This window comes from Myxococcales bacterium, assembly GCA_016703425.1.
Classification (GTDB): Bacteria; Myxococcota_A; Polyangia; order Polyangiales; family Polyangiaceae; genus JADJCA01.
On record JADJCA010000009.1, the window covers coordinates 54,774 to 76,008 of the forward strand.

A 21,235-nucleotide genomic window follows, 5' to 3' on the forward strand; every position below is an offset into this window, starting at 1 on the left:
GCGCTACGGCGAGGCGAGCTGCTCGGCTACGGCAGAGAGGGCGAACCCCAAGAGGTTCAAGCCGCGCCACGAGAAGGGATCAGCCGCGGCGGGATTCGCTCGCCCGAGGCCGATGCCCCAAATGCGATCGCGGGGGCTCGCTTCGACGAAGACCACGGAGCCACAGCCGAGCAGGAAGGCGCGAAGCTCGGCGTGCTGGGAGAACTTCTGGACGTTGCCCAAGATGACGACGGCAGATCGACGCTCGGCCCAGCGGCTGGCGTCGAAACCTCGCACCGTGCGCCCAAGCCGCTTCGCTTCGGCTGGCGTCGCGGCCGCGAGGATCTCACCAAGGGCGCGCTCGTCGCCGAAGAGGCGCGCCTTCTCCGCCATCATGTAGTGCTCCGCCGTGGCGTAGCGATCTTCCCCGACGCGGAACTCCGCTTCGTACCACTGGCTCAAGCAACTGGCCGTGACTCGGCCTACGCTTCGCGTGTGGCCGTAGAAGGGGAAATATTTGAACGACTCCCCTTGCCGCACCCGGGCCCGCAGCGCTTCGATGTCTTTCGGAAGCTCCATCAAATATGCGTAGCGCATGCAAGCTTATATGCAACTAGAATAAAAGCTTTAGCGCAGCGTCTATCGACCCGATGAACAAGAACACACTCCTCTTCGAGCGCTACGAGACCCAAGCGCTCGTCTGGCCAAGAAGCGGCCGCCACATCCTCGCGCAGTTCGACGACGACACGATCGTCGTCTACCAAGCGTACCGGCCCGAGATCGGTCACTTTGCCGCCCAGAATGGCCGCTTCGGTGGCGCCTTCTCGTTTGCGCGCATGACGTGGATCAAGCCGAACTTCCTCTGGATGATGTATCGCTCCGGTTGGGGTCAGAAGCCCGACCAGGAGGTGACGCTCGCCATCCGGCTGACGCGCGCCGGCTTCGAGTGGCTCCTCGCCGAGGCCATTGCTTCGTCGTACGCGCCCGACGCCTACGCCACGGAAGCCGACTGGCAAGCCGCCGTGCGCCGGTCCTCCGTGCGCCTCCAGTGGGATCCCGATCACAGCCCCGGCGGCGCGCCGCTCGAACGCCGCGCCATTCAGCTCGGCATCCGCGACGCGGCCCTCACACGCATGACCGACGAGTTCATCGTCTCGATCACCGATGTCTCCGACTTCGTGGCGAGCCAGCGCGGCGCTCCCCTCGACGCGCTCGAGTTGCCGCGCGAGCGTCTATCCCCTGCCCGCTCCGCTGGTCGCCCACCTCGGCGCCAGCGGCTAGCGGAAGGTCCCGCACAAGGGCTTCGCCGCGCCCGCTCAGGGCGCGCTCCACACGCGGATGTAGTCGACGACGAGATCGCCCGGCGCCGGTGCGCGGTTCGCGTCGCCAGCCCACGGGCCGCCGCTCGCGAGGTCCACGCGCAGGTGCATCGGCTCGTTGAAGATCACGTCGTAGTTTCCGCCGATGGCGGCGAGGTCGGCGCGGGTGATGCGCGACGAGACGACGCCGTCGATCTTGGATTCGAGCCAATCGGCGGTGCGCGTGAAGCTCCAGACGTGGAAGCCGGCGGCGAAGTTCGTGAGGCGCGCGGGCCACTCGTAGGACTTCTGGCAGTGCCCCCACGGGTCTTGCGGGCAAGACCAGTGGACTGTGAAGAACGGAATCCCTTCGTCGCGGCCGTTGTTCACGAACTCGAAGATGTCGATCTCGCCCGTCTTGGGCCAGGCCAAGTCGCCCGTGCCGTTGCCGAGGAGCCACACGCCGGGGAAGCCGTGAGCGTTGTCGTCGACCTTCACGCGCGCCTCCACGTGCCCATGAACGAACGATTGGTATTTGCCGCGCGTGGAGACCTCGGCACCGCACATGGGGAAGCCCTTCGGATTCGCGCAGGCGCGGGCCGCGAGGGTCAAATTGCCGCCCGAGACTTGTGACAACGGGCCGGCCGGGATCGAAAACCACGACGCGCCTCCGTAAGCGTCGGCCCCCGGTGGATTCTGCCAAGGCTCGCGATCGCTCCACTGCCTGAGGTCCGTGTCGAACTCCTCGCGGAAGGCGAGCGTGCGGGGCCCCGTCGGCGGATAGGTCGGCGCGGGAACGCCCGTTGGTGAAGGCGGCGTCGCCGGTGCCCCGCTGCCGCTCGCGACAGTGAAGGACGCGCCGCGGTCGAGATAGGCGACGGCGTTCGACCAATCGGGACTGAAGACGCCGATCGACAAGTAGTAGGTTGCCGCGGAAAGCGACGCGGGCAGCGCGAAGTCGTGGCTGTAGACGGCCGCCTGTCCCGAGACAAACGCCTGGCTCGAGACGACGTACTTGTCGACGACGTTGTACGCCTCGTCGACGAGCTGCATGAGGACGTGCAGGTTCTCGCCGCCACCGGGAAGCGCAATGCTCGCCTTCGCCGTCACGGTGCCGCCTGCTGCGACGCTTGCCGGTGAGACGCTCGCCGCGGAGATGCCGCTCGTCGCGGCCGGCGCCGCCGACTTGCTTACGGTGATGGACAAGGCTTCCTCGTTGGAGTGATAGGAGAGCGAACCATCGACGCTCGTCGCGCTTGTTCCGATACGGTAGGCGCCTTCTGGGGCACCGAGGGGCACACGCAGCGTTTGCTTGACGACGACCTCTTGGCCGCGCTGCAGCGCGTTTGCGGTCATCGTCTCCCGAGTCACCACGTCGGGGCCGAAACCCAACGTGTGGCTTAGGACAACGTCCGCGGTGAAGCGGCGCTGCGGTGTGAACGTCGTCGTCAGCACGAGGACGTCGCCGGGAGCGACGGTCGTCTTGTCGGACGCGGTGCTCGACACGCTAAACGCGCGGCGCCGCAGCTCGCCTTCGGTGGTCCCGTCGGCTTCCGTTGGGGTGGTCTCGCATGCGGCGAGGGACAGGAGTGCTGCGAACAGGGCGGAGGAGATGGCGGTACGCATGGCCACCGCTATCGCAACCGGTGTGCCCTGAGCCACATGCCGCAACCACATGATTTGGCTACGCAAAAAACGGCGACCCGTTCGCCAATTGCGCAAGCGCTCGGACCCGTTGCGCTATTGGTCCTTGCGGGGGCGCGGCATGCCGAGGGCGTCCAAGCGACTGAGCAGCGTGCGCCGCGAGATGCCCAGAAGCTTCGCCGCCCGCGTCTGGTTGTGGGCCGACCGATCGAGCACATCGACGATGCGGCGCCGCTCGGCTTCGTCGGCGGCGCTGAGCGGACGCGACGAGACGTTCTTTCCCGAAACGCTGTCGAACCGGAGATCGGCACCGGAGAGCGTGCCCTCGGGACAGAAAAGGACGCTGCGGGCGATCACGTTCCTCAGCTCGCGCACGTTGCCCGGCCAATCGTGCGTCGCAAGCGCGCGAGCGCGTCATCGGTGAGCCGCACCGGCGCACGCCCTGCCTCGACACAAGCCTCGTCGGCGAACGATTGCGCGAGTGGCGCTACGTCGCCGGGACGATCGCGAAGAGGAGGCACGAAGATCGTGGCGCCGTCGAGGCGGAAGTAAAGATCGCGACGGAAGCGGCCCTCCTCGACGAGGGCGCGAAGGTCCACGTTGGTGGCGGCCACGATGCGCACGTCAACGATGCGCGGCGTCACGCTTCCTACGCGCGTGACCTCGCCCGACTCGAGGAAGCGAAGCACCTTCGCCTGCGTCGAGAGCGGCATGTCGCCGACCTCGTCCAAGAACAGCGTGCCACCGTGGGCCGCCTCGACGAGTCCAGCCTTGGCTTGCGACGCGCCCGTGAAGGCGCCGCGCTCGTGCCCGAAGAGCTCCGCTTCGAGGAGCGACTCGACGAGAGCGGCGCAGTTGACCTTGATGAACGGTCCCGACGCGCGCCGCGATGCCTCATGAAGCTGAGCCGCCAGGCGTTCCTTGCCGACGCCCGTGTCGCCGATAAGAAGGACGCTGAGTTTGCTCTTGGCCACGACGTCGACAACGCCGCTCACGCGGATCATCTGCGGGTCGCGCAGCGCGAGCGGCTGACCGACGCGAACGAGCGGCGCCGAGCCGGACCGGACGAGGAGGAGCACGGCGGTCCCGACCTCGACGGGCACCCCGACGGGCATCGGTACCGGCACGTCACTCGGAAGGCGCTGACCGGCGAGCCAAGTGCCGTTGGCGCTGCGCAGATCTTCGATGCGCACGTCGCCGTGATTCACGTGAAGGCGCGCATGCCTTCGCGAAACCGAATCGTGGTCGAGGCGCACCTCGGCGGTGCCAGGGCTACGACCTACGAAAAGCGTTCCCGTCTCCGGCAGCTCGAAGAACAGAGAGCCGCCCTGCGCCCCGCCCCAGAGCCCAACGAGGTGCGCCTTCTGCCCCGCCTCCGGAGACTCCTCCTTGTCGACGATGTTGGTCGGCGATTCGTCGCCATCGGTGGGCTCGCGGAGAGGCATCGCGACGCTGAGGTTATCAGGACGGGACGCCGCGTATCGCGCGAGGCTCGACCCGTACCGCGAGACAGGGGGTGTATGGGTGACCGGCAGGAGCCAACATCGGCCGCTTTTGTCGAGGTTTTTGCCGCGACCATGGCAAGGCCCGCCCGTGTTGGCGGCGCTTACTCGAGGGTCACGACGAGGTTGTCCACGAACCCCGCGACGGGCGCCGAGGGGCCCGGCACATACCCCCAACCGATCACCATCGTGGCGGTCTTCCCCAAGGCGAAATTTGGTGCGAGCGGCACGGCGGCATCGACGGCCACGCCGTCGACCTTGAGGGTCGCCACGAACTGACTGCCCGTTGAGCGCGCGAGCTCCAGCTCGAGATGAACGAAACGCCCATTCCAATCGAGCGCGTGGGACGCGTGGTTCGGCGGCGCGGCCGCGTCCTTCGGCCCCGTCTCCTCCAAGCCGATGGTTCCCAAGCTGGGCACGAGGCCGATCGCGTAGTCGGTGTCGAACGACACGGTCGCAAAGCGCCCCAACGCGCCCACCTGCGTCATGACGAGCTTGGCGTCGAAGGCCATGGCAAAGCGCTTGGTGACTCCAGTGAAATTGCGGACGACGACGGCAAAGCCGACGTCTCCCGCGGCCACGCTCGCGACGCGTGCCACGAGCGCGCTCGGCGGCGAGGTCCATTCGTCGGTCGCTAGATCGAGAGTGCCGCCGGCTGAGGTCGACGGAGAGAAGGAGACGAGATCCCCCGCGCGGCCGAAGTCGACGCAGAGACCGGCGTCGACGGTGTCGCAAAACGGTGGCCCGGCGGGCGTGGCGTCACCGACGTCGCCCGACGACGTGTCACCGGCGGCCGCATCGCCGCTTGCGCCGTCAGGACCACCATCGCCGCTGCCGGCGCCGCGCGCGCAACGCGACTCCACGCACTGATACCCCTCGGGGCAAGGACACGCCTTGTTCGTGTAGTCGAGCTCCGCGATGACGCACGCGGCCGGCACGAGGAGCAACGTCGCGAAGCGCGGGCGCATCAGAAACCCTGCCGCAACAGGACCCCGCCCGGGCCAACCCCGATAGACGCTGTGTCTCGGCTGCGCGCGCGAGCGTCCAGCCACACCCAGGCGACGCCTGCGGCGAGCAACGCCCCGCCGACTGCCAACGCAACGTTGGCCCCAAGCGCGAGGCTCTCGGCCGAGTCTTGCTTCTGCCTCGCATCGATACCAACCGGCGAGGCTGTGGCATCGTCGTGTTTGCCCGTGGCGAGCACGCCGCTGATCACGCCAGCACCAAGCCCGGCGGCGCCAACGCCGACGACCACGAAAGGCCACGGACTCACGCTCGCCTTCGCCGGCGTCTCTTTCGCTCGGCGCTCCGCTTCCATCCGCGCCCGCTCCTCGGCGAGCCGCCGCTCTTCGCGTTCCGCCACCTCCGTTAGCTCACGCCGCATGGACACGATGCGCGCTTCAAGGACGACTCGCTCCTTCGCGGCCGGGGCCAGCGCGAGATAGCGCTCATAGGCTGCCACCGCCTCGCGCCTGTCACGGAGCGCCTCGTATGCCTTGCCAACGTTCAGATGAAGGATCGGCTCAGAGGGCGCGAAGCGAATCGCCTCACGAAGCTGGGCGACCGCGTCTGTGAAGCGCCCCGCCAGATAGGCCGCGACAGCCGACGCGTTGAGCGCTTTGGCGCGATCGATGGCCTCGGCGGAAGCGGGAGGCTCGTCAGAGGCTGCCCAGGCATCGGGCGCCACCGAGAGAGTGGCCGCCAGGAGCGGCAGGAGGAGCCAACGACTTGAGGGGAGGAGGGCCATTCGCTAGCTTCGAGAGATCCTATGCGGCCCGTCGGCGTGACGTCCAGCGCGGGGCCCGAACAGGTGGGCCGCTACGAGATCATCGGCGCCCTCGGCGCGGGGGGCATGGCCGAGGTGCTCCTCGGCCGATTGCGCGGCCCAAGCGGCTTCGAGCGGCTCGTCGTCATCAAGCGGATCCTTCCCCACTTGGCGGGCAAGCAGAAGTTCGTCGACATGTTTCTCGACGAAGCGAGGGTCGTGGCCCAAATCCGGCACGCCAACGTCGTTCATGTGCACGAGCTTGGGTACGAGAACGGCGACCTCTTCCTCGTCATGGAGTACCTGGAGGGAGAGAGCGCCGGAGGTCTGCTTCGTCGGTTGACCGTGCAAAAGGAGCGGCTTCCGCCAGCGCTCGCGGCGTACATCGTGGCCGAGGCCTGCGCGGGACTGCACGCCGCTCATGAGCTGGCGACGCCAAGCGGAGAGCGGCAGAACGTTGTCCACCGCGATGTGTCGCCGCAAAACCTGTTTGTAGGCTACGGCGGCGATGTGAAGGTCCTCGACTTCGGCATCGCCCTCGCCGGTGACCGCATCGTGCGCACCGAGGCAGGCCAGCTGAAGGGCAAGTTCGAGTACATGCCCCCGGAGCAGTGGCGCGAAGAGCCGCTCGATCGGCGCGCCGACATCTTCGCGCTGGGCGTCGTGCTCTTCGAGTTGACGACGGGGCGCCGCCTCTTCCGTCGGGCGACGCGTCTCGACACGGTGAAGGCCATCTGCGAGTTGCCGATTCCGCCACCGTCGTCGCTCGAGGCCGGCTACCTCCCCGAGCTGGAGCGCATCGTGCTTCGCGCTCTCGAGAAGAAGCGCGAGGATCGCTACGAGACCGCCGCCGAGATGCGGCGCGATCTGCTGGCCCTCGTGCGACCTCGCGAGGCAGAGCCCGACGCAGCGCTCGCCGCTCTCATGCGGCGCGTCTTTGGCGACCGCATCGCGGAGAAGGCTGCCATGGTGGGCGCGGCCCGCGGCACCGGTCCGCTCGCGTCGGTACCGCCCGCCGACGTCGACGAGACCGTGGAGGTGCCGGTCATCGAGGGCGACTTCGACACGCGCGTGGTGACCGATCCGCGCGAACAGACCACGGGCCCCGCGGCCGCCAGGAACAAGGCGCGCCCGCGCCTGTGGGCCTACGTCGGGCTCGCGGTGGCGACGCTGGTGGCGGCGGGGGCCGCCGCCTTCGTTCGCTCGACCTCGACCTCGAACATTACTGGACGGAGTCCCGAAGGGACGGAGGAAAGGCATGTCGACGGGTCCGCTAGGACCCTAGTCACCTCGACCGCGACCTCGACCGCGACCGCGACCGCGACCGCGACCCCGACCCCGACCCCGACCCCGAACATTACTGGACGGAGTCCCGAAGGGACGGAGGAAAGGCAAGTCGACGGGTCCGTCAGGACCCTAGTCACCTCGACCTCGACCGAAACCTATCCACGCGATGCCGCGGCGAAGCCCCCCTCGGCGGAGGGCAAATCCGCAGGGCCCGCGAATCGCCCCAGGCGGTCGCCGCCCAAGCCAACGCCTGCACCCAAAGCGAGCGCGACGGGCTTTGCGGTCATTCCGTTGTGACTCACTCCGCCGTGCAGCGGTACCGATCCTCCTGGAAGCCTTCGCCCTTGCAACGCACCTTGAGGGCCGCCTCACTCGAGCTTGCATCGAGGGCCTTCGTCTCGACGACCGCTGTCATGGTGCAATCGCCCCCGTAGCCGAAGTCTTCGTACGCCGCGTTGCTTCCCGTGCGAGATGCGGGGGGGGGGGGGGGGGGGGGGGGGGGGGGGGGGGCTTCGGCAGCGACGAAGCGGCGCGTCACTCGGGGCCGCGGACGCCGAGGCGCGCCATCATGCGTTGGAGGAAGCGCCGATTAACACCCGCCAACTCGGCGGCGTGCGTCACGTTGCCGCCGGTTCGCTCCAAGATCCCTTTGACGTAGAGGAGCTCGAACTGCTCGGTCCACGCGTCGCGCGCTTCCTTCAGCGGCAACCGCAAGGCCTCAAGGTCCTCCATGCTTCGGAGCGCTGGCGCCGGTGCAGGCTCGGTCTCGGTCGAGAGGTTGCCTAGCAAGAGGGCGCGTTCGACGGTGTGTTTGAGCTCGCGCACGTTGCCGGGGAACGATCGCCGCGCGAGCGACGCCAAGAACTCGGGCGGCAGCGGGCCTCGCCCGCCGCGCGCTTTGTGGAAGCGGTCCGCGAGCTCCGCGATGTCGGCGGGACGTTCGCGCAAAGGCGGCAGCAGAACCTCGACGACCGCGAGGCGGTAGTAGAGATCTTCGCGAAAGGTACCGCCATTGACCGCCTGCTCCAGCGGCCGATGCGTGGCCGCGACGACGCGGACGTCGACGGAGCGCTCGACGTTGGTGCCGACGCGACGGATCGTCCGCGTCTCGAGCGCGCGGAGGAGCTTGGCCTGGAGCGACAGGGGAGCTCGCCGATCTCGTCGAGGAAGAGCGTCCCTTGGTGCGCTTCTTCACAGCCGCCCGCGCGATCGCACGAGGCGCCGGTGAGCGGGCCGCGAGCGTGACCGAAGAGCTCGCTCTCGAAGAGGGCCTCGGGAATGGCGCCGCAGTCGACGGCGACGAACGGTCCGCGGGCCCGGGGTGACGCGTCGTGGATGGCGCGCGCGGCGACCTCCTTCCCTGTGCCGGTCTCTCCTCGCAAGAGCACCGTCGCGTCGCTCGGCGCCGCGCGCTCGAGGATCGCAAAGACCTGCCGCATCGCGACGCTCTTGCCGAAGAGTCCGCCGAAGGCCTCACCCGTCGATACTCCCGGCAGCGCGAAGCCGTCGCCCGACCCTTCGACGCGCACCGTGGTGCCTCCCGCTAGGATGAGCGCTCCCGGCGGGATCGTGGCGAGCGAGACGCCGAGGCCCGCTACGAACGTGCCATTGGTACTGCCGAGATCACGAAGCGACAAACCGCGCGACGTGGCTGTCACCTCGTAGTGGATCCGGGACACGGCCCGGTCGTCGACCGCGAGCTCGCAGATCGACGACGAGCCGACCTTGGCCGTTCCCTTCGTTAGCGGCGCCCTTTTTCCCCTCGATGGTCCGTCGACGACCACGAGCACAAACGGCTCGGCGCGGCCCTTTGGCTTCACCAACTTGGTCGTGGCATCGTCGGGGAATCCGTCTTCGTCGTTTTCGCTCACGGCGACCGAGAGACTACCTCGCTTTTCGAACGCGACGAGCGACCGGCTCCTCAGTACGGGTTTTGCCGAGGCCGAAGCGGCGCGGAGCTCGACACGGGCCGAGCCCTCGGACCAGCGCTTCGCTTCGGCGCGTCGACGGACGGCGAAGGTGCCACGTCTCGAGTTTGCGGTTCGCCTTGAGCCGAAGCCGCGGGCGCGAGCGCTGGCGCCTCACCGGGGGTGCTCTCCTGCGCCCTTGGCGGCGCGGCCGCGGACCGAGAGACGGGAGCGGACGCAGGCGATACCCGCGTCGAGCGATACGCTCGGAAGCTCACCCCAGCCCCAGCGGCGACGATAGCCGCCAGCGAAAGCGCGACGACGACGCGACGGCGCGGTGGCCCCCGCGTCGGCAGCGCCAGCGCCCTCGCGTGCGCCTCGAGGAGCGCTCGGCGCTCCGCCGTGAAGCAGCCCCTCACATCATCCTCGGTCCCTAGCAGGCCCACCGACTTCGCGGCCGTTGAGAGCGCCTCCGCGAATTCCTCCGCCGTCGCGAATCGGTCGCCGGGGTGACGCGCGAGGGCGCGGGCCAGCACCGCGTCGAGGGGCGCAGCGTTGAGTTCGGGCCGCGCCGTGGCCAGCGACGGGATCGGCAGCGTCAGAATTCGTTCGAGCGTCTGCGCGTCGTTGTCGCCGCGAAAGAGCCGCTCCTGAGCGAGCGCCTCCCACGCCACGACGGCCAGCGAAAAGACATCTTGCCGGCGATCGCCGGCCTCACCACGCACGTACTCCGGCGCCAAGTACCCGGCCTTACCTTTGAGCACCCCCTCCGTCGTCGCGCGATCGGTCGCGAGGCATTTCGCGAGGCCGAAGTCCGAGATGCGTGCCACGCCGTCTACGCCGACCAAGACGTTTTGCGGGGACACGTCGCGGTGAACGAGGGCAAGCGGATCGCCCCGTTCGTCGCGCAGCTCGTGGAGCGCATGGAGTCCGGCGGCGCCGTCGAGGATGATACGGACGACGGCGCGCGCCGTCGCCGGACGGTCGCTCCTTCGCCAGTCGCGCACGAGCTCGGCGAGGTTGGCGCCTTCGACGTAGTCGAGCACCAACACAGGCGCGTCATCGACGAGCTCGACGCCCCGGAGCTGCACCACATTGCGATGATGCAGGCGCATCGCGATCTCCGCCTCGCGATGCAGCGCGAAGCGCACGTCGGGATCCTCTAAGAGGTGCGGGTGCGGACACTTTCGCGCGACCCGATTGCCCTCGCGGTCCTTGGCGAGCCACACGGTCGCGTGGCCGCCGGAGGCGAGCTTGACGGCCCCCTTCACGGCGCCCTTCACGGCAGTGTTCCTTCGAGCATCACGAGGCCGCCGTGACCACGCGCCGCCAGGCGAGCCCGCACCGGGAGGGGACTCCACACGAGGAAGGTGAGACCCGTCGCAACGAACACGCCCGTCGCCGCCAAGGAGACCTGCGTCATGAGCTGCGCGGTCTTCCCGTCGTCGGCCAAGCGCGGGCAATCACCGGCCGGCAGCGCGTTCGACGCGGCACCGGCACCGCAAGCGCCACGTTCGAAGCGCGCGCGCGTGTCGCGCAGATCCAGGTACGAGACCAACGCGAAGGCCCCCGCGGCCATGGCCGCCCCGAAGGTGACGGTGGCCACCACGTGGTTGGGGTCGGACCAAAAACCCGGGCCTTGTTCGGGGCGCAACTCAACCCTCGGCGGCCCGACAGGTCGGTCGTCGCCTTCCGGGGCCGGCACCGCCACGACGCTCTGCGCCTTCGCCTCGAGCTCCACTTCACGGCTTCGCTCGCCGACCACCACGCGCACCCGATGGTTGCCAGGCGTCACCAACACCGCCTCGCGCGGCCTCGGCACCTCAACGCCGTCGACGAAAGCATGGCACGCGAGGGCCTTGTCGCAGGGGATGAGGTACCGAGCCACGCTTGAAGCGAAGGCCGCCTCGGCGCGCGCCGCAGCGGCCCGCGCTGCACCATCGAGCTGCCGACCGTGCGCCCGATCAACGAGCTCCATGGCGAGGACCGGATCACCGGCTTGCCGCGCCGCTTCGAGCGCTGCCTCGATGGCTGCGTTGGAAGGCACCCACGCATCGGCGCGCGCAAACTCTCGCGCCGCGAGCGCAAACTCACGCGCTGCGTGCGCGCGAAGGCCGCGCTCGTAGCAGGTCCGCGCCTCCGCGGCAGCGTCGACGGCCTCCGCCGCTCGCGCGCCGGGGGCCGCCACAAGAAGAGGCGCTGCGACGGAAAGTACGCGCGCCGCGGCCCTCAACCGAGTCGACATCCTCCGCGAAGAGTAGCCGACGCGCGCGCCGGTAGGGCCCCGCCGCGAGCGAGCCCACCAATTCCTGTGCGCCGGCTCGCGAGCGCCCCGACGCCAACGCCCATGAGGTAGAGTCACGCGCCGTGCGCTGCTTCTTCGTGCCCTTCGGCTTCGGCGCCGTTCTCGCGGCCGGCTGCGGATACGACTGGGCGCTGCGCGCGTACGACGCTGCCGCGCCGGCCGATGCCTCGGTGGCCGACGTGACGACCGACGCCGCGGCCCTCGACGCGAACGTCACCGAGGGGGGCCCTTCGTGCGGCGAGCTTGCCGCGAAGCAGTCGATCGCGCTCGACCGCGCGCGGAGTTGCACGCTGGCCTCGGGACACTGCCTCGCCAAGGAGACCGACGGCTGCGGATGCGGCCATTTCGTCGCCGTCGCTGGAGGAGCGGCGACCAACGAATTTCGGGCGGCGGCGGCGGCGTTTCGCGACGCCGGCTGCTTGGCTAGTTGCGACCCGACGCCGTGCCCCGCGCTACCCGCCGCGGGCGTATGCCTGTCGCAAGCGACGCCCGACGGCGGCGTCAGCACCCGCTGCAGCCCGTAACGCCGACGCAACGAGCGCCGCGAGGCGCAGATGCTGCGCCACCGCTTCGCCCGCTAGCGCCCGAGCAAGGGGTCGTTGGTTCGGAAGTAGGCTCGCGCATGCGCGACGATCTGAGCGTCGGTCGGGTGGTCGGCGGTCTCGACCCCGACGATGCGCGCCTCGACCTTTGGGTCGTGCTTGTGCATGTGCTTCACGAGCGCAAGCTTAGCCGTACCGGGCCCAAGCACGAGGATTTCCTGGGAATCCGAGAGGGCGCGGGCGATGGCTTCGAAGAACTGGGCCGCCTCTCGCGTCTCGCCGCGTGCGTGCTGATCGCGCGCGCCGTGCGACGAAGTGACGTGATGCTTCGGCGCCTTGAAGGTCGCCTCGTCGAACGCCTCCGCGGTGATGTGAAAGACACGGGCCTGCTGGTGGTCGAGCCACACGACTGCGTGAAAGGTCATGCCGCTCGTATAGCAAATCCGGTGCCCAAAGTGGGGGCGCGGGTCAACGCTCGCCGGAGCCCACGCGATTCTTCACGACGTAGAAGTAGCGCCTCGCGATGCCGGCGGCCGCGGCGGCCGCCGAGACGTTGCCACCGCTCTTCGCCAGCGCGCGCTCGATGTACGCGTGCTCGAAGGCGTCCACCACCTTTTGCCGAGCCACGGGCAGCGTGAGGTCTTGGCGCAGCACGTGATCAAAATCGCCCAGCACCGCCGTGGGCGCATCCTTCGACGCCGCAAGGGCCGGCGCGTCGTCGCCCACGGCGATGAGGCGCGCCACGGCGTTGCGCAGCTCGCGTACGTTCCCAGGCCAATCGCTCCGCTCGAGGCGCGCCATGGTTGCGCTCGAAAGGTCACCGCGCCCGCCGAGCTTGGTCCAGAAGTGGCGGACGAGCAGCTCGACGTCTCCCTGTCGCTCGCGAAGCGGCGGAAGCTCGACATGCGCTACGGCGAGGCGAAAGTAGAGGTCCTCGCGTAGCCGACCCTCTTGGACTTCGACCTCGAGGTCGCGCCGAGTCGACGCGATGAAGCGAATGTCCACCGCGACGGTGTCGGCGCCGCGAGTCACTTTGCCTCGCTCAATGACGCCGAGCAGTTTGCCTTGCACGCCACCGTCGAGCTCACCGATCTCATCGAGAAAGAGCGTTCCGCCGTTCGCCTGTTCGAGGAGCCCCGCGCGGCCCGATTCATCACCGAAGAGCGCTTGCTCCGACTCGGCGGCGCTGAGGGCCGCGCAATCGAGAATCGAGAAGGCGCCCGCCTCGCGCGTCCCCTCTTCGTGCAGCGTCTCGGCGAGGAGCTCCTTGCCGGTGCCCGTCGCTCCCTCAAGGACGACCGGGACGTCGCTCTCGGCGAGTCGCTTGAGGATCGGGTAGAGCTTGCGCATGGCCGCGCTGGCGCCGATGACGCGACCGAAGCGCATCGCGCGCGCGAGCTGCGCCTGCTCGTCAGAGCGACGCACGACCGAGACCTCGGTCTGCCCCACGCGCAACGTTTCGCCGCCTAGCGCGAAGGCCGACGCGATGCGCACCCCGGACAGAAACGTTCCGTTCTTGGACCCCAGGTCTTGGACGTGAAGACCCGACGCCGTAGACTCCACGGTCGCGTGCCGCCGACTTATCTCCGCGTCGTCGATCGAGAGGTGGCACAAGGCGCTCTTCCCGATGAGGCGGCGCGGCGTTGCACCATCCACCACCAGCGCCTTGCCAGCGTCGGGACCGGACGCGACGACGAGCTCAAAGGTCCAGCCGCCGGGGGGCGCCTGCGTGAGGTCCGAGAGCCGCGTTTCGGCCTCTTTGGTTGCCATGACGGGACGGTATCATCAGCCCAACGTGCGGCGTAGCCAGCGGACTCGCCGGAGCGATCACCGCGAAATCAGTCGCCCGCGCGTCGATCGGGTAGACTTGCGGCCATCTCGTGACCGCCTCGTCGCGACGCATCGGCGACCGCTACGTGCTCGGCCCGGACCTCGCGTCGGGAGGCATGGCAACGGTCCACTTAGGCAAGCAGCTCGGCGCCGAGGGCTTCCATCGCATCGTCGCGCTCAAGAAGCTCCACGGTCGTTTCTCGGCCGACGCCGACATCGTGGACAGCTTCCTCGCGGAAGCGAAGGTCGCCGCCAGCATCCGACACCCCAACGTCGTGGCGATCCAAGACGTGGTCCGCGAAGGCGACGAGCTGTTCTTGGTCATGGACTACGTGCCAGGCCTTTCGCTCGCGCGCCTCATGGCCGGTGCCGAAACGGTCCGCAAGGTTCCGCCGGCGATCGCCTCAGCGGTGCTCCTTAACGTCCTCGAAGGCCTCGAGGCAGCCCACGGGGCCGCCGCCGACGACGGAACGCCGCTCCGCCTCGTGCATCGGGACATCAGCCCGCAAAACATTCTTGTCGGCGCCGACGGGGCCGGTCGGCTCATCGACTTCGGAGTGGCACGCAGCGCTGCGCGTCTCAAAAACACGCGCGAAGGCCTGGTCAAGGGCAAGCTCCTCTACTTGCCACCGGAGGTCGTCGAGGGCGAGGCCCATGGCATCGCTGGCGATGTCTTCTCCGCGGGAGCGGTCCTCTGGGAAGCCCTGGTGGGCAAGCCGGTCTTCGCCGCTGAAACCGACGGCGCCATCACGGCGCGGATTCTCGTCGGCGACGTGAGCCCGCCGAGCCGCAGCGAACCCTCCGTCTCGGAGGCCCTCGACGCGGTCGTGCTGAAGGCGCTCGAGCACTCGGCGCGCAAGCGTTGGAAGTCGGCCGCCGAATTCGCAGCAGCGCTCCGCGTGGCGGCGCCGCCGGCACCGGCCGCGGCGGTGCGCGCGTGGCTCGCCCAAGAGTGCGGCCCAACGCTCGAGGAGCGAAGCGGCCAGGTGCGCGCCTTCGAGGTGGCGGCCCTGCCGGACGTGGCATCGCCGGCGCGCGCGTCGCTCGGCGCGGCGGAGGAGCTCGAGACCCGGCCCAAGCCACGACGACACGCCGCTGCGTACGGAACGACGGCGCTCGTCGCCCTGCTCGTCGCAGGAGGCGCCGCGCTGCTCTCCTCCCGGCTTCGCGGCGAGAGCGACCTCCGAGAAGCGCACGCGCCCGACGCCAACGCGCTCGCGACGGCGCGCGTCGACGCGATGGCGCCGGCGGCTCCTCTCGAGGCGTCCGTACTACCTGCTGCTTCGGCGCCCCCTTCGCCCTCGGCAGGCGGAGCATCGACGGCCGATGCGGCGCTTGGTCACGAGGCTGGCGTCGTCGGCGCCATCGCGCGGCCCGCTGCGTTGCCACGACCCGCACCGAGTGCGAGCGCGCAGAAGAGTCTCGACTGCCGCGTGCCGTACCGACTCGACAGCGAGGGCAATCGCATCTACCGAAGAGAGTGCCTCCAATGAACCGCGCCCTGGGCATGGCCGCGCTTTTCGCTGCGCTCTTCGGCGTTCGCGGCGCGCATGGCCAAGACAGCGGCCCCGCGCCGCCGGGCCCCGCCGTAGCCGAGCGCTGCGCGCGCGATGCAGAAGAGGCTCAGCCGCTGCGGCGTCAAGGTCGCTACGCGGCGGCCATCCTCAAGTTTCGCGCGTGCGCCAACTCCGAGTGCCCGGCGGTCGTCGCCGCCGACTGCGCACGCTGGGAGGCGGAGCTCGCGGAAGCCGCGCCCACGCTCGTCCTTGGCGCCCGAGACCGCGAGGGGCGCGATCTCGCCGACGCAACCGTTCGCATCGACGGCTCCGAGCGGCGGCCCGTAAGCGGCAAGGCCCTCGCCGTCGATCCTGGCACCCACGAGCTCGTCTTCGAGCGCCTCGGAGAGACCGTCGCCTTGACGGTCGTGGCGCTCGACGGACAGCGGGGACGCGTGGTCGTCGCCGAGTTTGGTCCGCGAGACGTGCCGGCACGGCCTCGCGATCGTGCGGTGGCCCCCACCCCAGCGCCGACGTCGCGAGACTTGACCTGGCCCCTCGTCGCGAGCGGCGTCGCCGTCGCCCTCGGCGTCACCGGGACGACGTTGGTGCTGGGCGCCGACGCCCGCTACGATTCGCTGCGCGCGACGTGTGGGCAGACGGGCTCGTGCACCAGCGACGAAGTGGCGAGCAACCGACGCTCGTTCGTCGTCGCGGACGCCTTCCTCGTGGCCTCGGCGCTCGCCGCTGCCGGGGCCTTGTGGCTGTTTCTGTCGCCGAAAGCGCCCAACGTCACCGGGCGCTAGCCCTCAGAAGGTCGTGAGCAAGACGTTGTCGACGAAAATCTCGGCGGTGCCCTCACCGAGGATCGTGGGGCCCAACGCCAGCGTCGCGAAGTCGAGCCATTCGATCGATCCCAGGCTCCCCTTGAGCCCGAGGCACGCGGAGAAGAGCGCGCCGCCTTCGGCAGCCACCACGACCGGCTCCATGGCGTCGCACGAGAAGCCTCGCTCCTTGAGGGCTTCTCGCTCTCCGACGGCCAAGCGCACGCGAACCCAGGTTGCCGCAGGACTTGCCGTGAGGACCGTCAGCGGCTGGAACGACGCTCGATCGGGCGGCGGCGCCGCGGGGCTCAGATCGTTGGTCACGGCCAGGTAAAGGGTGCTGTCACGGAGCACGAGCAAGACGCCAGCAGGGATTCCCACGGCGGACTGTGTGAGGAAGCCCACGGGCATGATGCCGGTGAGCGGCCCGCCTTCGACCGGCAGCGGCATCTCGTTGACAGTCGGTCGCGCCACCAGCGAGACCTCTACGCCGCGACGTGCCGTGCCGCGCTTTGCCTTGCCTAACAGGTGCAAGAGCGCGGCCTTCGCCCGCTCGCCGGAGGCGCGCATGCGCAAGACACTCGGCCTCGACACGAGCGGCGAGCGATCCGTGGCGGCGGGCGACTCTCGAGTCACCGACGCATCCCTGTAGAGCACCGGGTTGTCGACGGCGCCGCCGATGTCCCACCGCGCGCCCACGGGCGACTCGTCGTCGAAGTCGTCGCAAAGGTCCGGGACCTCGGCGAAGGGACCATCGCAGAGCCGCGTGCTGACGGACCCAACGTCGGCCGCCGACGGCGACGGCGACGCGTCGGAAGCGGGCCGCACCGGCGTCTCGAGCGAGTCGAAGGAGTACGCGAACACGCATCCCGCCAAGAGGGTCGCGGCGAGCGTCGCCACCGACAAGACGCCCCCTTTGGTCATCGCGGTCACCGGCGAAGAGTACCTCGCGACGAGACCAACCGCACGAACGCCAGCGACCGCGAGCGGTGAGAGGACGTTGACACAGCGCCTTCGTCCTCGTCCCGCTTGCCGCCGTCAGATTCCGAGCTTCATGAACATGGCATCCTCCCCCAAGCAAGAGTCACGGCAAGAAACGCGCTCCACCAGTCGCAGATGTCGCGCGCAATGGAAAGGACGACGAATCGCGCGCCTCCACTTAAGTGCGAGATGGAACGAGTGATGGATGCATCGACCTACCTCGACGCCGCAACGAAGCCCGCGGCAACGACGCCGCTCGGGCGGCGCAGCGATTGCACCACGACCGGCATGCGTGTTCCGTTGACGCTCCGCGCGCGCGCCCTGCCGCGAACGACTCCCTGTCCTCTCGATGAGGCGGCCCCGCTCGACCGGCGAGGCTTTCTCTCGGCGATCGTGTTCTTCCAGATGTTGCCGGCCACAGCCTTGGCGCCGGCAATCCGCCCCCTCTTCGCTGAGCACCACGGTGGCCGCGAAGGACCGATGCACGCGTTCATGGCGCTCAACATGGTGGGCGCCATCGTTTTGACGCTTCTGTTGGCCTCATGGCCCCGCTTCCGGAAGACCGCGGCGGCGCGCGCGCCGCTCTTCGCCCTCGCCGACGCACTGTTGCTCCTCTGCTTCGCGCTGCCGATGCCCACACAATGGCTCCTCGCAGCGCGCGTCCTTGAGGGCGCCCTACACGTCGGCCTCACGGTGCTGCTCATGAGCCACGCGGCGGAGGTCGCGCGAGCGAGGCAGACGCCGAGCCTCACCACGGCCGCGGGAACCGCGGTCATCTTCGCCGTCGCCGCGGGCAACCTCGTTGGAGGACTCCTGGTCGCGCTCGACGCGCGCGCGCCGTTTTGGGCCGGCGCAGCGCTCTTGATGCTCGTGGCCGCGACCCTCTCGGGGCAGCGGCTCGCTGTTCGCGCGGCTCCGGCGGCCGCCGCTCGGGCGGCGCTCCCGCGAGCGAGCTTCCCGTTGGCCGCCGCGTTCCTGTCTCGGTTCGCCGTGGGATGCCTCATCGTCAGCTTTTCGCTCTTCGCGCACCGCGTGCATGGGCCGTCCGATCGGCACGTGGGACTCTTGTACGCCTGCCTCACGGTCCCCTTTGCGTTCGCGATGTTCCCCGCCGGCGCTCTCCTTCGGCACCGCCCCAGTCGAGGAGCCCTGGCGCTCGGCATGCTCGCCTTCGCTGGCTCCGTCGCCTGCCTCGGTCACGTGCCAGCGGCGCTCCTCCCGCTGCCCATGATCGCGGGGGGCGTGTCCTCCGCGCTGGTCTTCGCGTCGGTCTTGGCCTTCGCCGCTGACGAGACCGAGGCGCCCGCGCGCGCCCGCTCCATGGCCATGGTCAACGCGGCCGGGTGTTTTGGCATGCTCGCGGGGCCGATGGCCGGCGGCATCGTCGCGGCGATCTTCCGGGACCCCTCCGACGCGGGCCGCGGCTATCGGGCGGCCTTCCTCTTGGCCGCCCTCGCGCTCTCATCGTGGGTCGTCGTGTCGCTGCGCTGGGTAGCCGCTCGCCCTGCCGCGCCGCGCGGCCCAACGCCCGCGGCGGTCACCGCTCTCAGCCGTCGGCAATGAAGCGCTTGAGGGCCGCTCGCTCCGACTCCGGGTCCAAGAGCTGCTTGACGCGATCCTTGTTCACGTCTGCCACGATGATCTTGCCGACCTCTTCATTGACCGAGCTAAACACGCCGCGGCGATGCATCCGCTCCGTTTGCCGATGGTTGTCTTCTGTCGGCGTGAGGTAGTGCACCGAGTCGATCTTGTAGCGATGGATCAAGAAGAGCTGGCACAGGCTCATGAGCCGCTTCTGACGAAGCGCCTTGTCGAAGGTGTTCTGGTCGCGAATGGAAAGGATGCTGCGTCCGTACCGATCTTGAATCGGCTCGAACACCACGTTCGCCGTCTTGTCGCCCGCCGGCGCCACGACGGCGAGCTCGAGCACCTGCGCGCCCGGCGTATGGGGACGAAGGCCGACCGTGAGCCGGCCGTCGACGCCGTGCTTGAGGCGCCAGAAGTCGAGCCACTCCTCGAGGAGCTTCGGCGGCACCTCCGTGAGGACGTGATGCTGAAACTGCGTCGAACCAATGCCCATGGCCTTCGTCGTCGAGGTCCGGCCCGAGAGCGACAAGAGGGCGGCGTCGGCGCGCGGTCCGCCGACGAGCGTCTGCGGCGTCCGGTAGGGCGACTCGACGAGCCGGAACTTTCGCTGGAGCCGCGCCAAGGCCAGCATGCCGTCTTGGCGGAGCGCCGACGCAAACTCCTCGCCGGCGAGGCCGTCAATCTGGTGGCCGCCGTAGGTGATGAAGTTGAACACGAAGCCGAGCTTGCCGAGCTCCTCGGGGAACCGACGCATGGCGTCATCGTTGAGTCCCGTCGTGTCCCAATTGAAGGACGGCGACAGGTTGTAGGCGAGCATCTTGTCGGGATAAACGGCGTGGATCGCGTCGGCGAAGATCTTCGCTTCGTGCAAGTCGGCGGTCTTCGTCTCCATCCACAAGATGTCGGCAAAGGGCGCGGCGGCCAGCGACTTGGCGATGGCGTAGTCGATGCCGCCACGCACTTGAAAGTAGCCGTCGGGGGTCTTTGCGTGCTCACAGTCCCAGACGACGTGCACGCCGATGCCGCGTGCCTTCTCACGAATCGCGTAGAACGAGGCGCGCGCCGCGAAGGTGAGCCACTCGGCTTCGCTCAACGGAAACTGCACGCCCTCGCTCGCGAGAAAGCGCATCTCCTCCGCGACGGCTTCGCCGTACGTCTTTACGTTGGCCTCTTTTTGCCAAACGTCGACGAGCCGATCGAAGACCTTGTCGAAGGCCGCGTCGGGGGAACGACGCCCTTCCTTCTCGTAGGCCGCGGCGGCGTCCGCCGCGAGCGCGAGGAGCCCGCGCTCCTCCAGCCAAGCGGCGGTCGCGGAACACTCGTCTTCCGAGAGGGCGTAGAGCTTGTGGCCCGTGAGCTCGAGGACTCCTTTGTCGTGAAGCGCGCGGAGGACACCGAGGGTGGCCGCCTTGAAGCTCGGCAAGTTGACGTTCGTGGCCCCCAGAATGAACGGCTGATCGCGTTCGTCGCTGCGGCCGTCGAGGAGCGTCGCCGACTCGGCGTCGGTGCGGGCCACGATGATCCCCGGCACCTGCATGATGTCGAGTTGAAACCGCGCGGCGCTGAGGCGCTTGATCTGCTCGTCTTCGGAGACGAGGACCTTGCCGCCCTGGTGGCCGCACTTCTTCACGCCGGGCTTCTGATCTTCGATGTGGTAGCCCGGCACCCCGACCTCGACGAAGCGGCGAACCAGGTTGCGTACGTGCGCGTCGCCGCCGTGCCCCGTGTCAGCGTCGGCGATGATGAAAGGCCGGAAGTCGACGTTCGGCGCGACGTTGCGTTGCTCGTCGGTCATGCGGGAGCGCGCGTGAAACTGATTGCGGTCCGCCGTAAGCAGCGCTCGCACGATGGGCGCAGCCTCATCGGGCACCTGGCTGAGCGGATAGCTAGCGAGGTCCGGTCCTGGGTCTTCCTGCACCGAGCCCTTGGCGCTGGTGGCCCAACCGCCGAGGTAGATGCCTTCGATGCCCATGCGCTTCATGGCCACGGCCTGGCCCGGCGAATACGGGCCGAAGGTCGTGATGCACTTTTTTCCCGTGTAGAGCTCACGGAGTCGCGCGTAAAAGGCCGACGACGCGTCGCGAGCGACGGCGTAGTCGTTCTGGATCGTCCCTCGTTGCTCGACCACCTCGCGCGGCGTGTAGAGGCGCGTGGTCTCGCGAAAGCGAGGCTGCTCGAAGTAGCGGCGCATCTCCGCGACTTGGTCTTCGAATGATTGCATCGACGCCGTTATACATCGGCGTTGGGCCGGGGCACGGCCCGTCGCGGCTCCGCGACACCGCGCGCCT

19 protein-coding genes and 1 pseudogene are annotated in these 21,235 nt (G+C 69.0%); 6 read left to right on the forward strand and 14 right to left on the reverse strand.

Annotation, left to right across the window (positions count from 1 at the left end):
* Positions 1-3: 3 nt before the first annotated feature.
* Positions 4-558, reverse strand: a complete 555-nt coding sequence (locus IPG50_17910) for an NADAR family protein (protein ID MBK6694059.1) — start codon at positions 556-558, stop codon at positions 4-6.
* A 71-nt stretch (positions 559-629) separates the two neighbouring features.
* Between IPG50_17910 and IPG50_17915 the strand changes: the two are divergent.
* A pseudogene (locus tag IPG50_17915) lies at positions 630-1,172 on the forward strand (DUF4291 domain-containing protein).
* A gap of 123 nt (positions 1,173-1,295) precedes the next feature.
* Here the strand turns inward: IPG50_17915 and IPG50_17920 are convergent.
* The 5 genes from IPG50_17920 to IPG50_17940 all read right to left on the reverse strand — a co-directional run bounded on the left by IPG50_17920 (position 1,296) and on the right by IPG50_17940 (position 6,170).
* Positions 1,296-2,903: a glycoside hydrolase family 16 protein gene (locus tag IPG50_17920; protein ID MBK6694060.1), complete on the reverse strand. Its 1,608-nt coding sequence runs from the start codon at positions 2,901-2,903 to the stop codon at positions 1,296-1,298.
* A gap of 114 nt (positions 2,904-3,017) precedes the next feature.
* Positions 3,018-3,278, reverse strand: a complete 261-nt coding sequence (locus IPG50_17925; GenBank protein ID MBK6694061.1) for a hypothetical protein — start codon at positions 3,276-3,278, stop codon at positions 3,018-3,020.
* 5 nt (positions 3,279-3,283) lie between these two features.
* The gene (locus tag IPG50_17930; protein ID MBK6694062.1) at positions 3,284-4,366 is read right to left on the reverse strand and encodes a sigma 54-interacting transcriptional regulator; all 1,083 of its coding nucleotides are present in this window, start codon (positions 4,364-4,366) and stop codon (positions 3,284-3,286) included.
* A 161-nt stretch (positions 4,367-4,527) separates the two neighbouring features.
* On the reverse strand, positions 4,528-5,391 hold the full coding sequence (locus IPG50_17935) for a hypothetical protein (GenBank protein MBK6694063.1): 864 nt from the start codon (positions 5,389-5,391) through the stop codon (positions 4,528-4,530).
* Entirely contained in the window at positions 5,391-6,170 is a 780-nt protein-coding gene (locus IPG50_17940) for a hypothetical protein (GenBank protein MBK6694064.1), read from the reverse strand. The genes IPG50_17935 and IPG50_17940 overlap by 1 nt, the downstream gene beginning before the upstream one ends.
* A gap of 21 nt (positions 6,171-6,191) precedes the next feature.
* Between IPG50_17940 and IPG50_17945 the strand changes: the two genes are divergently transcribed.
* Positions 6,192-7,772 carry a serine/threonine protein kinase gene (locus tag IPG50_17945; GenBank protein MBK6694065.1) on the forward strand — a complete coding sequence of 527 codons (1,581 nt, stop codon included), beginning with the start codon at positions 6,192-6,194 and terminating at the stop codon, positions 7,770-7,772.
* Between the two features lie 237 nt (positions 7,773-8,009).
* Here the strand turns inward: IPG50_17945 and IPG50_17950 are convergent, their stop codons facing one another.
* From IPG50_17950 to IPG50_17965, 4 genes are read right to left on the reverse strand one after another with little or no spacing between them, the layout of a single operon-like run.
* Entirely contained in the window at positions 8,010-8,300 is a 291-nt protein-coding gene (locus IPG50_17950) for a hypothetical protein (GenBank protein MBK6694066.1), read from the reverse strand.
* Positions 8,258-9,346, reverse strand: a complete 1,089-nt coding sequence (locus IPG50_17955) for a sigma 54-interacting transcriptional regulator (protein MBK6694067.1) — start codon at positions 9,344-9,346, stop codon at positions 8,258-8,260. The genes IPG50_17950 and IPG50_17955 overlap by 43 nt, the downstream gene beginning before the upstream one ends.
* A gap of 50 nt (positions 9,347-9,396) precedes the next feature.
* Positions 9,397-10,665 carry a serine/threonine protein kinase gene (locus IPG50_17960; GenBank protein ID MBK6694068.1) on the reverse strand — a complete coding sequence of 423 codons (1,269 nt, stop codon included), beginning with the start codon at positions 10,663-10,665 and terminating at the stop codon, positions 9,397-9,399.
* A complete protein-coding gene (locus IPG50_17965) occupies positions 10,662-11,627 on the reverse strand; it encodes a hypothetical protein (GenBank protein ID MBK6694069.1) in 966 nt (321 codons plus the stop codon). The genes IPG50_17960 and IPG50_17965 overlap by 4 nt, the downstream gene beginning before the upstream one ends.
* A gap of 122 nt (positions 11,628-11,749) precedes the next feature.
* On the opposite strand from IPG50_17965, the gene IPG50_17970 reads away from it, so the two are divergent.
* Entirely contained in the window at positions 11,750-12,211 is a 462-nt protein-coding gene (locus tag IPG50_17970; protein MBK6694070.1) for a hypothetical protein, read from the forward strand.
* Between the two features lie 53 nt (positions 12,212-12,264).
* On the opposite strand, the gene IPG50_17975 is transcribed toward IPG50_17970, so the two are convergent.
* Both IPG50_17975 and IPG50_17980 read right to left on the reverse strand, forming a co-directional pair.
* A complete protein-coding gene (locus IPG50_17975; GenBank protein MBK6694071.1) occupies positions 12,265-12,654 on the reverse strand; it encodes a translational machinery protein in 390 nt (129 codons plus the stop codon).
* A 43-nt stretch (positions 12,655-12,697) separates the two neighbouring features.
* Positions 12,698-13,999 carry a sigma 54-dependent Fis family transcriptional regulator gene (locus IPG50_17980; GenBank protein MBK6694072.1) on the reverse strand — a complete coding sequence of 434 codons (1,302 nt, stop codon included), beginning with the start codon at positions 13,997-13,999 and terminating at the stop codon, positions 12,698-12,700.
* Between the two features lie 110 nt (positions 14,000-14,109).
* Between IPG50_17980 and IPG50_17985 the strand changes: the two genes are divergently transcribed.
* The gene (locus tag IPG50_17985; protein MBK6694073.1) at positions 14,110-15,552 is read left to right on the forward strand and encodes a serine/threonine protein kinase; all 1,443 of its coding nucleotides are present in this window, start codon (positions 14,110-14,112) and stop codon (positions 15,550-15,552) included.
* The gene (locus tag IPG50_17990) at positions 15,549-16,361 is read left to right on the forward strand and encodes a hypothetical protein (protein ID MBK6694074.1); all 813 of its coding nucleotides are present in this window, start codon (positions 15,549-15,551) and stop codon (positions 16,359-16,361) included. The genes IPG50_17985 and IPG50_17990 overlap by 4 nt, the downstream gene beginning before the upstream one ends.
* Positions 16,362-16,364: 3 nt before the next feature.
* Here IPG50_17990 and IPG50_17995 read toward each other — a convergent pair whose 3' ends face one another.
* Entirely contained in the window at positions 16,365-17,312 is a 948-nt protein-coding gene (locus IPG50_17995) for a hypothetical protein (GenBank protein ID MBK6694075.1), read from the reverse strand.
* A gap of 249 nt (positions 17,313-17,561) precedes the next feature.
* On the opposite strand from IPG50_17995, the gene IPG50_18000 reads away from it, so the two are divergent.
* Positions 17,562-18,923, forward strand: coding sequence for an MFS transporter (locus tag IPG50_18000; protein ID MBK6694076.1), 1,362 nt, complete (start codon positions 17,562-17,564; stop codon positions 18,921-18,923).
* Here the strand turns inward: IPG50_18000 and IPG50_18005 are convergent.
* Complete coding sequence (locus IPG50_18005; GenBank protein ID MBK6694077.1) at positions 18,907-21,168, reverse strand: isocitrate lyase family protein; 2,262 nt, start codon at positions 21,166-21,168, stop codon at positions 18,907-18,909. The two genes, IPG50_18000 and IPG50_18005, sit on opposite strands and share 17 nt — an antisense overlap.
* Positions 21,169-21,235 lie beyond the last annotated feature (67 nt).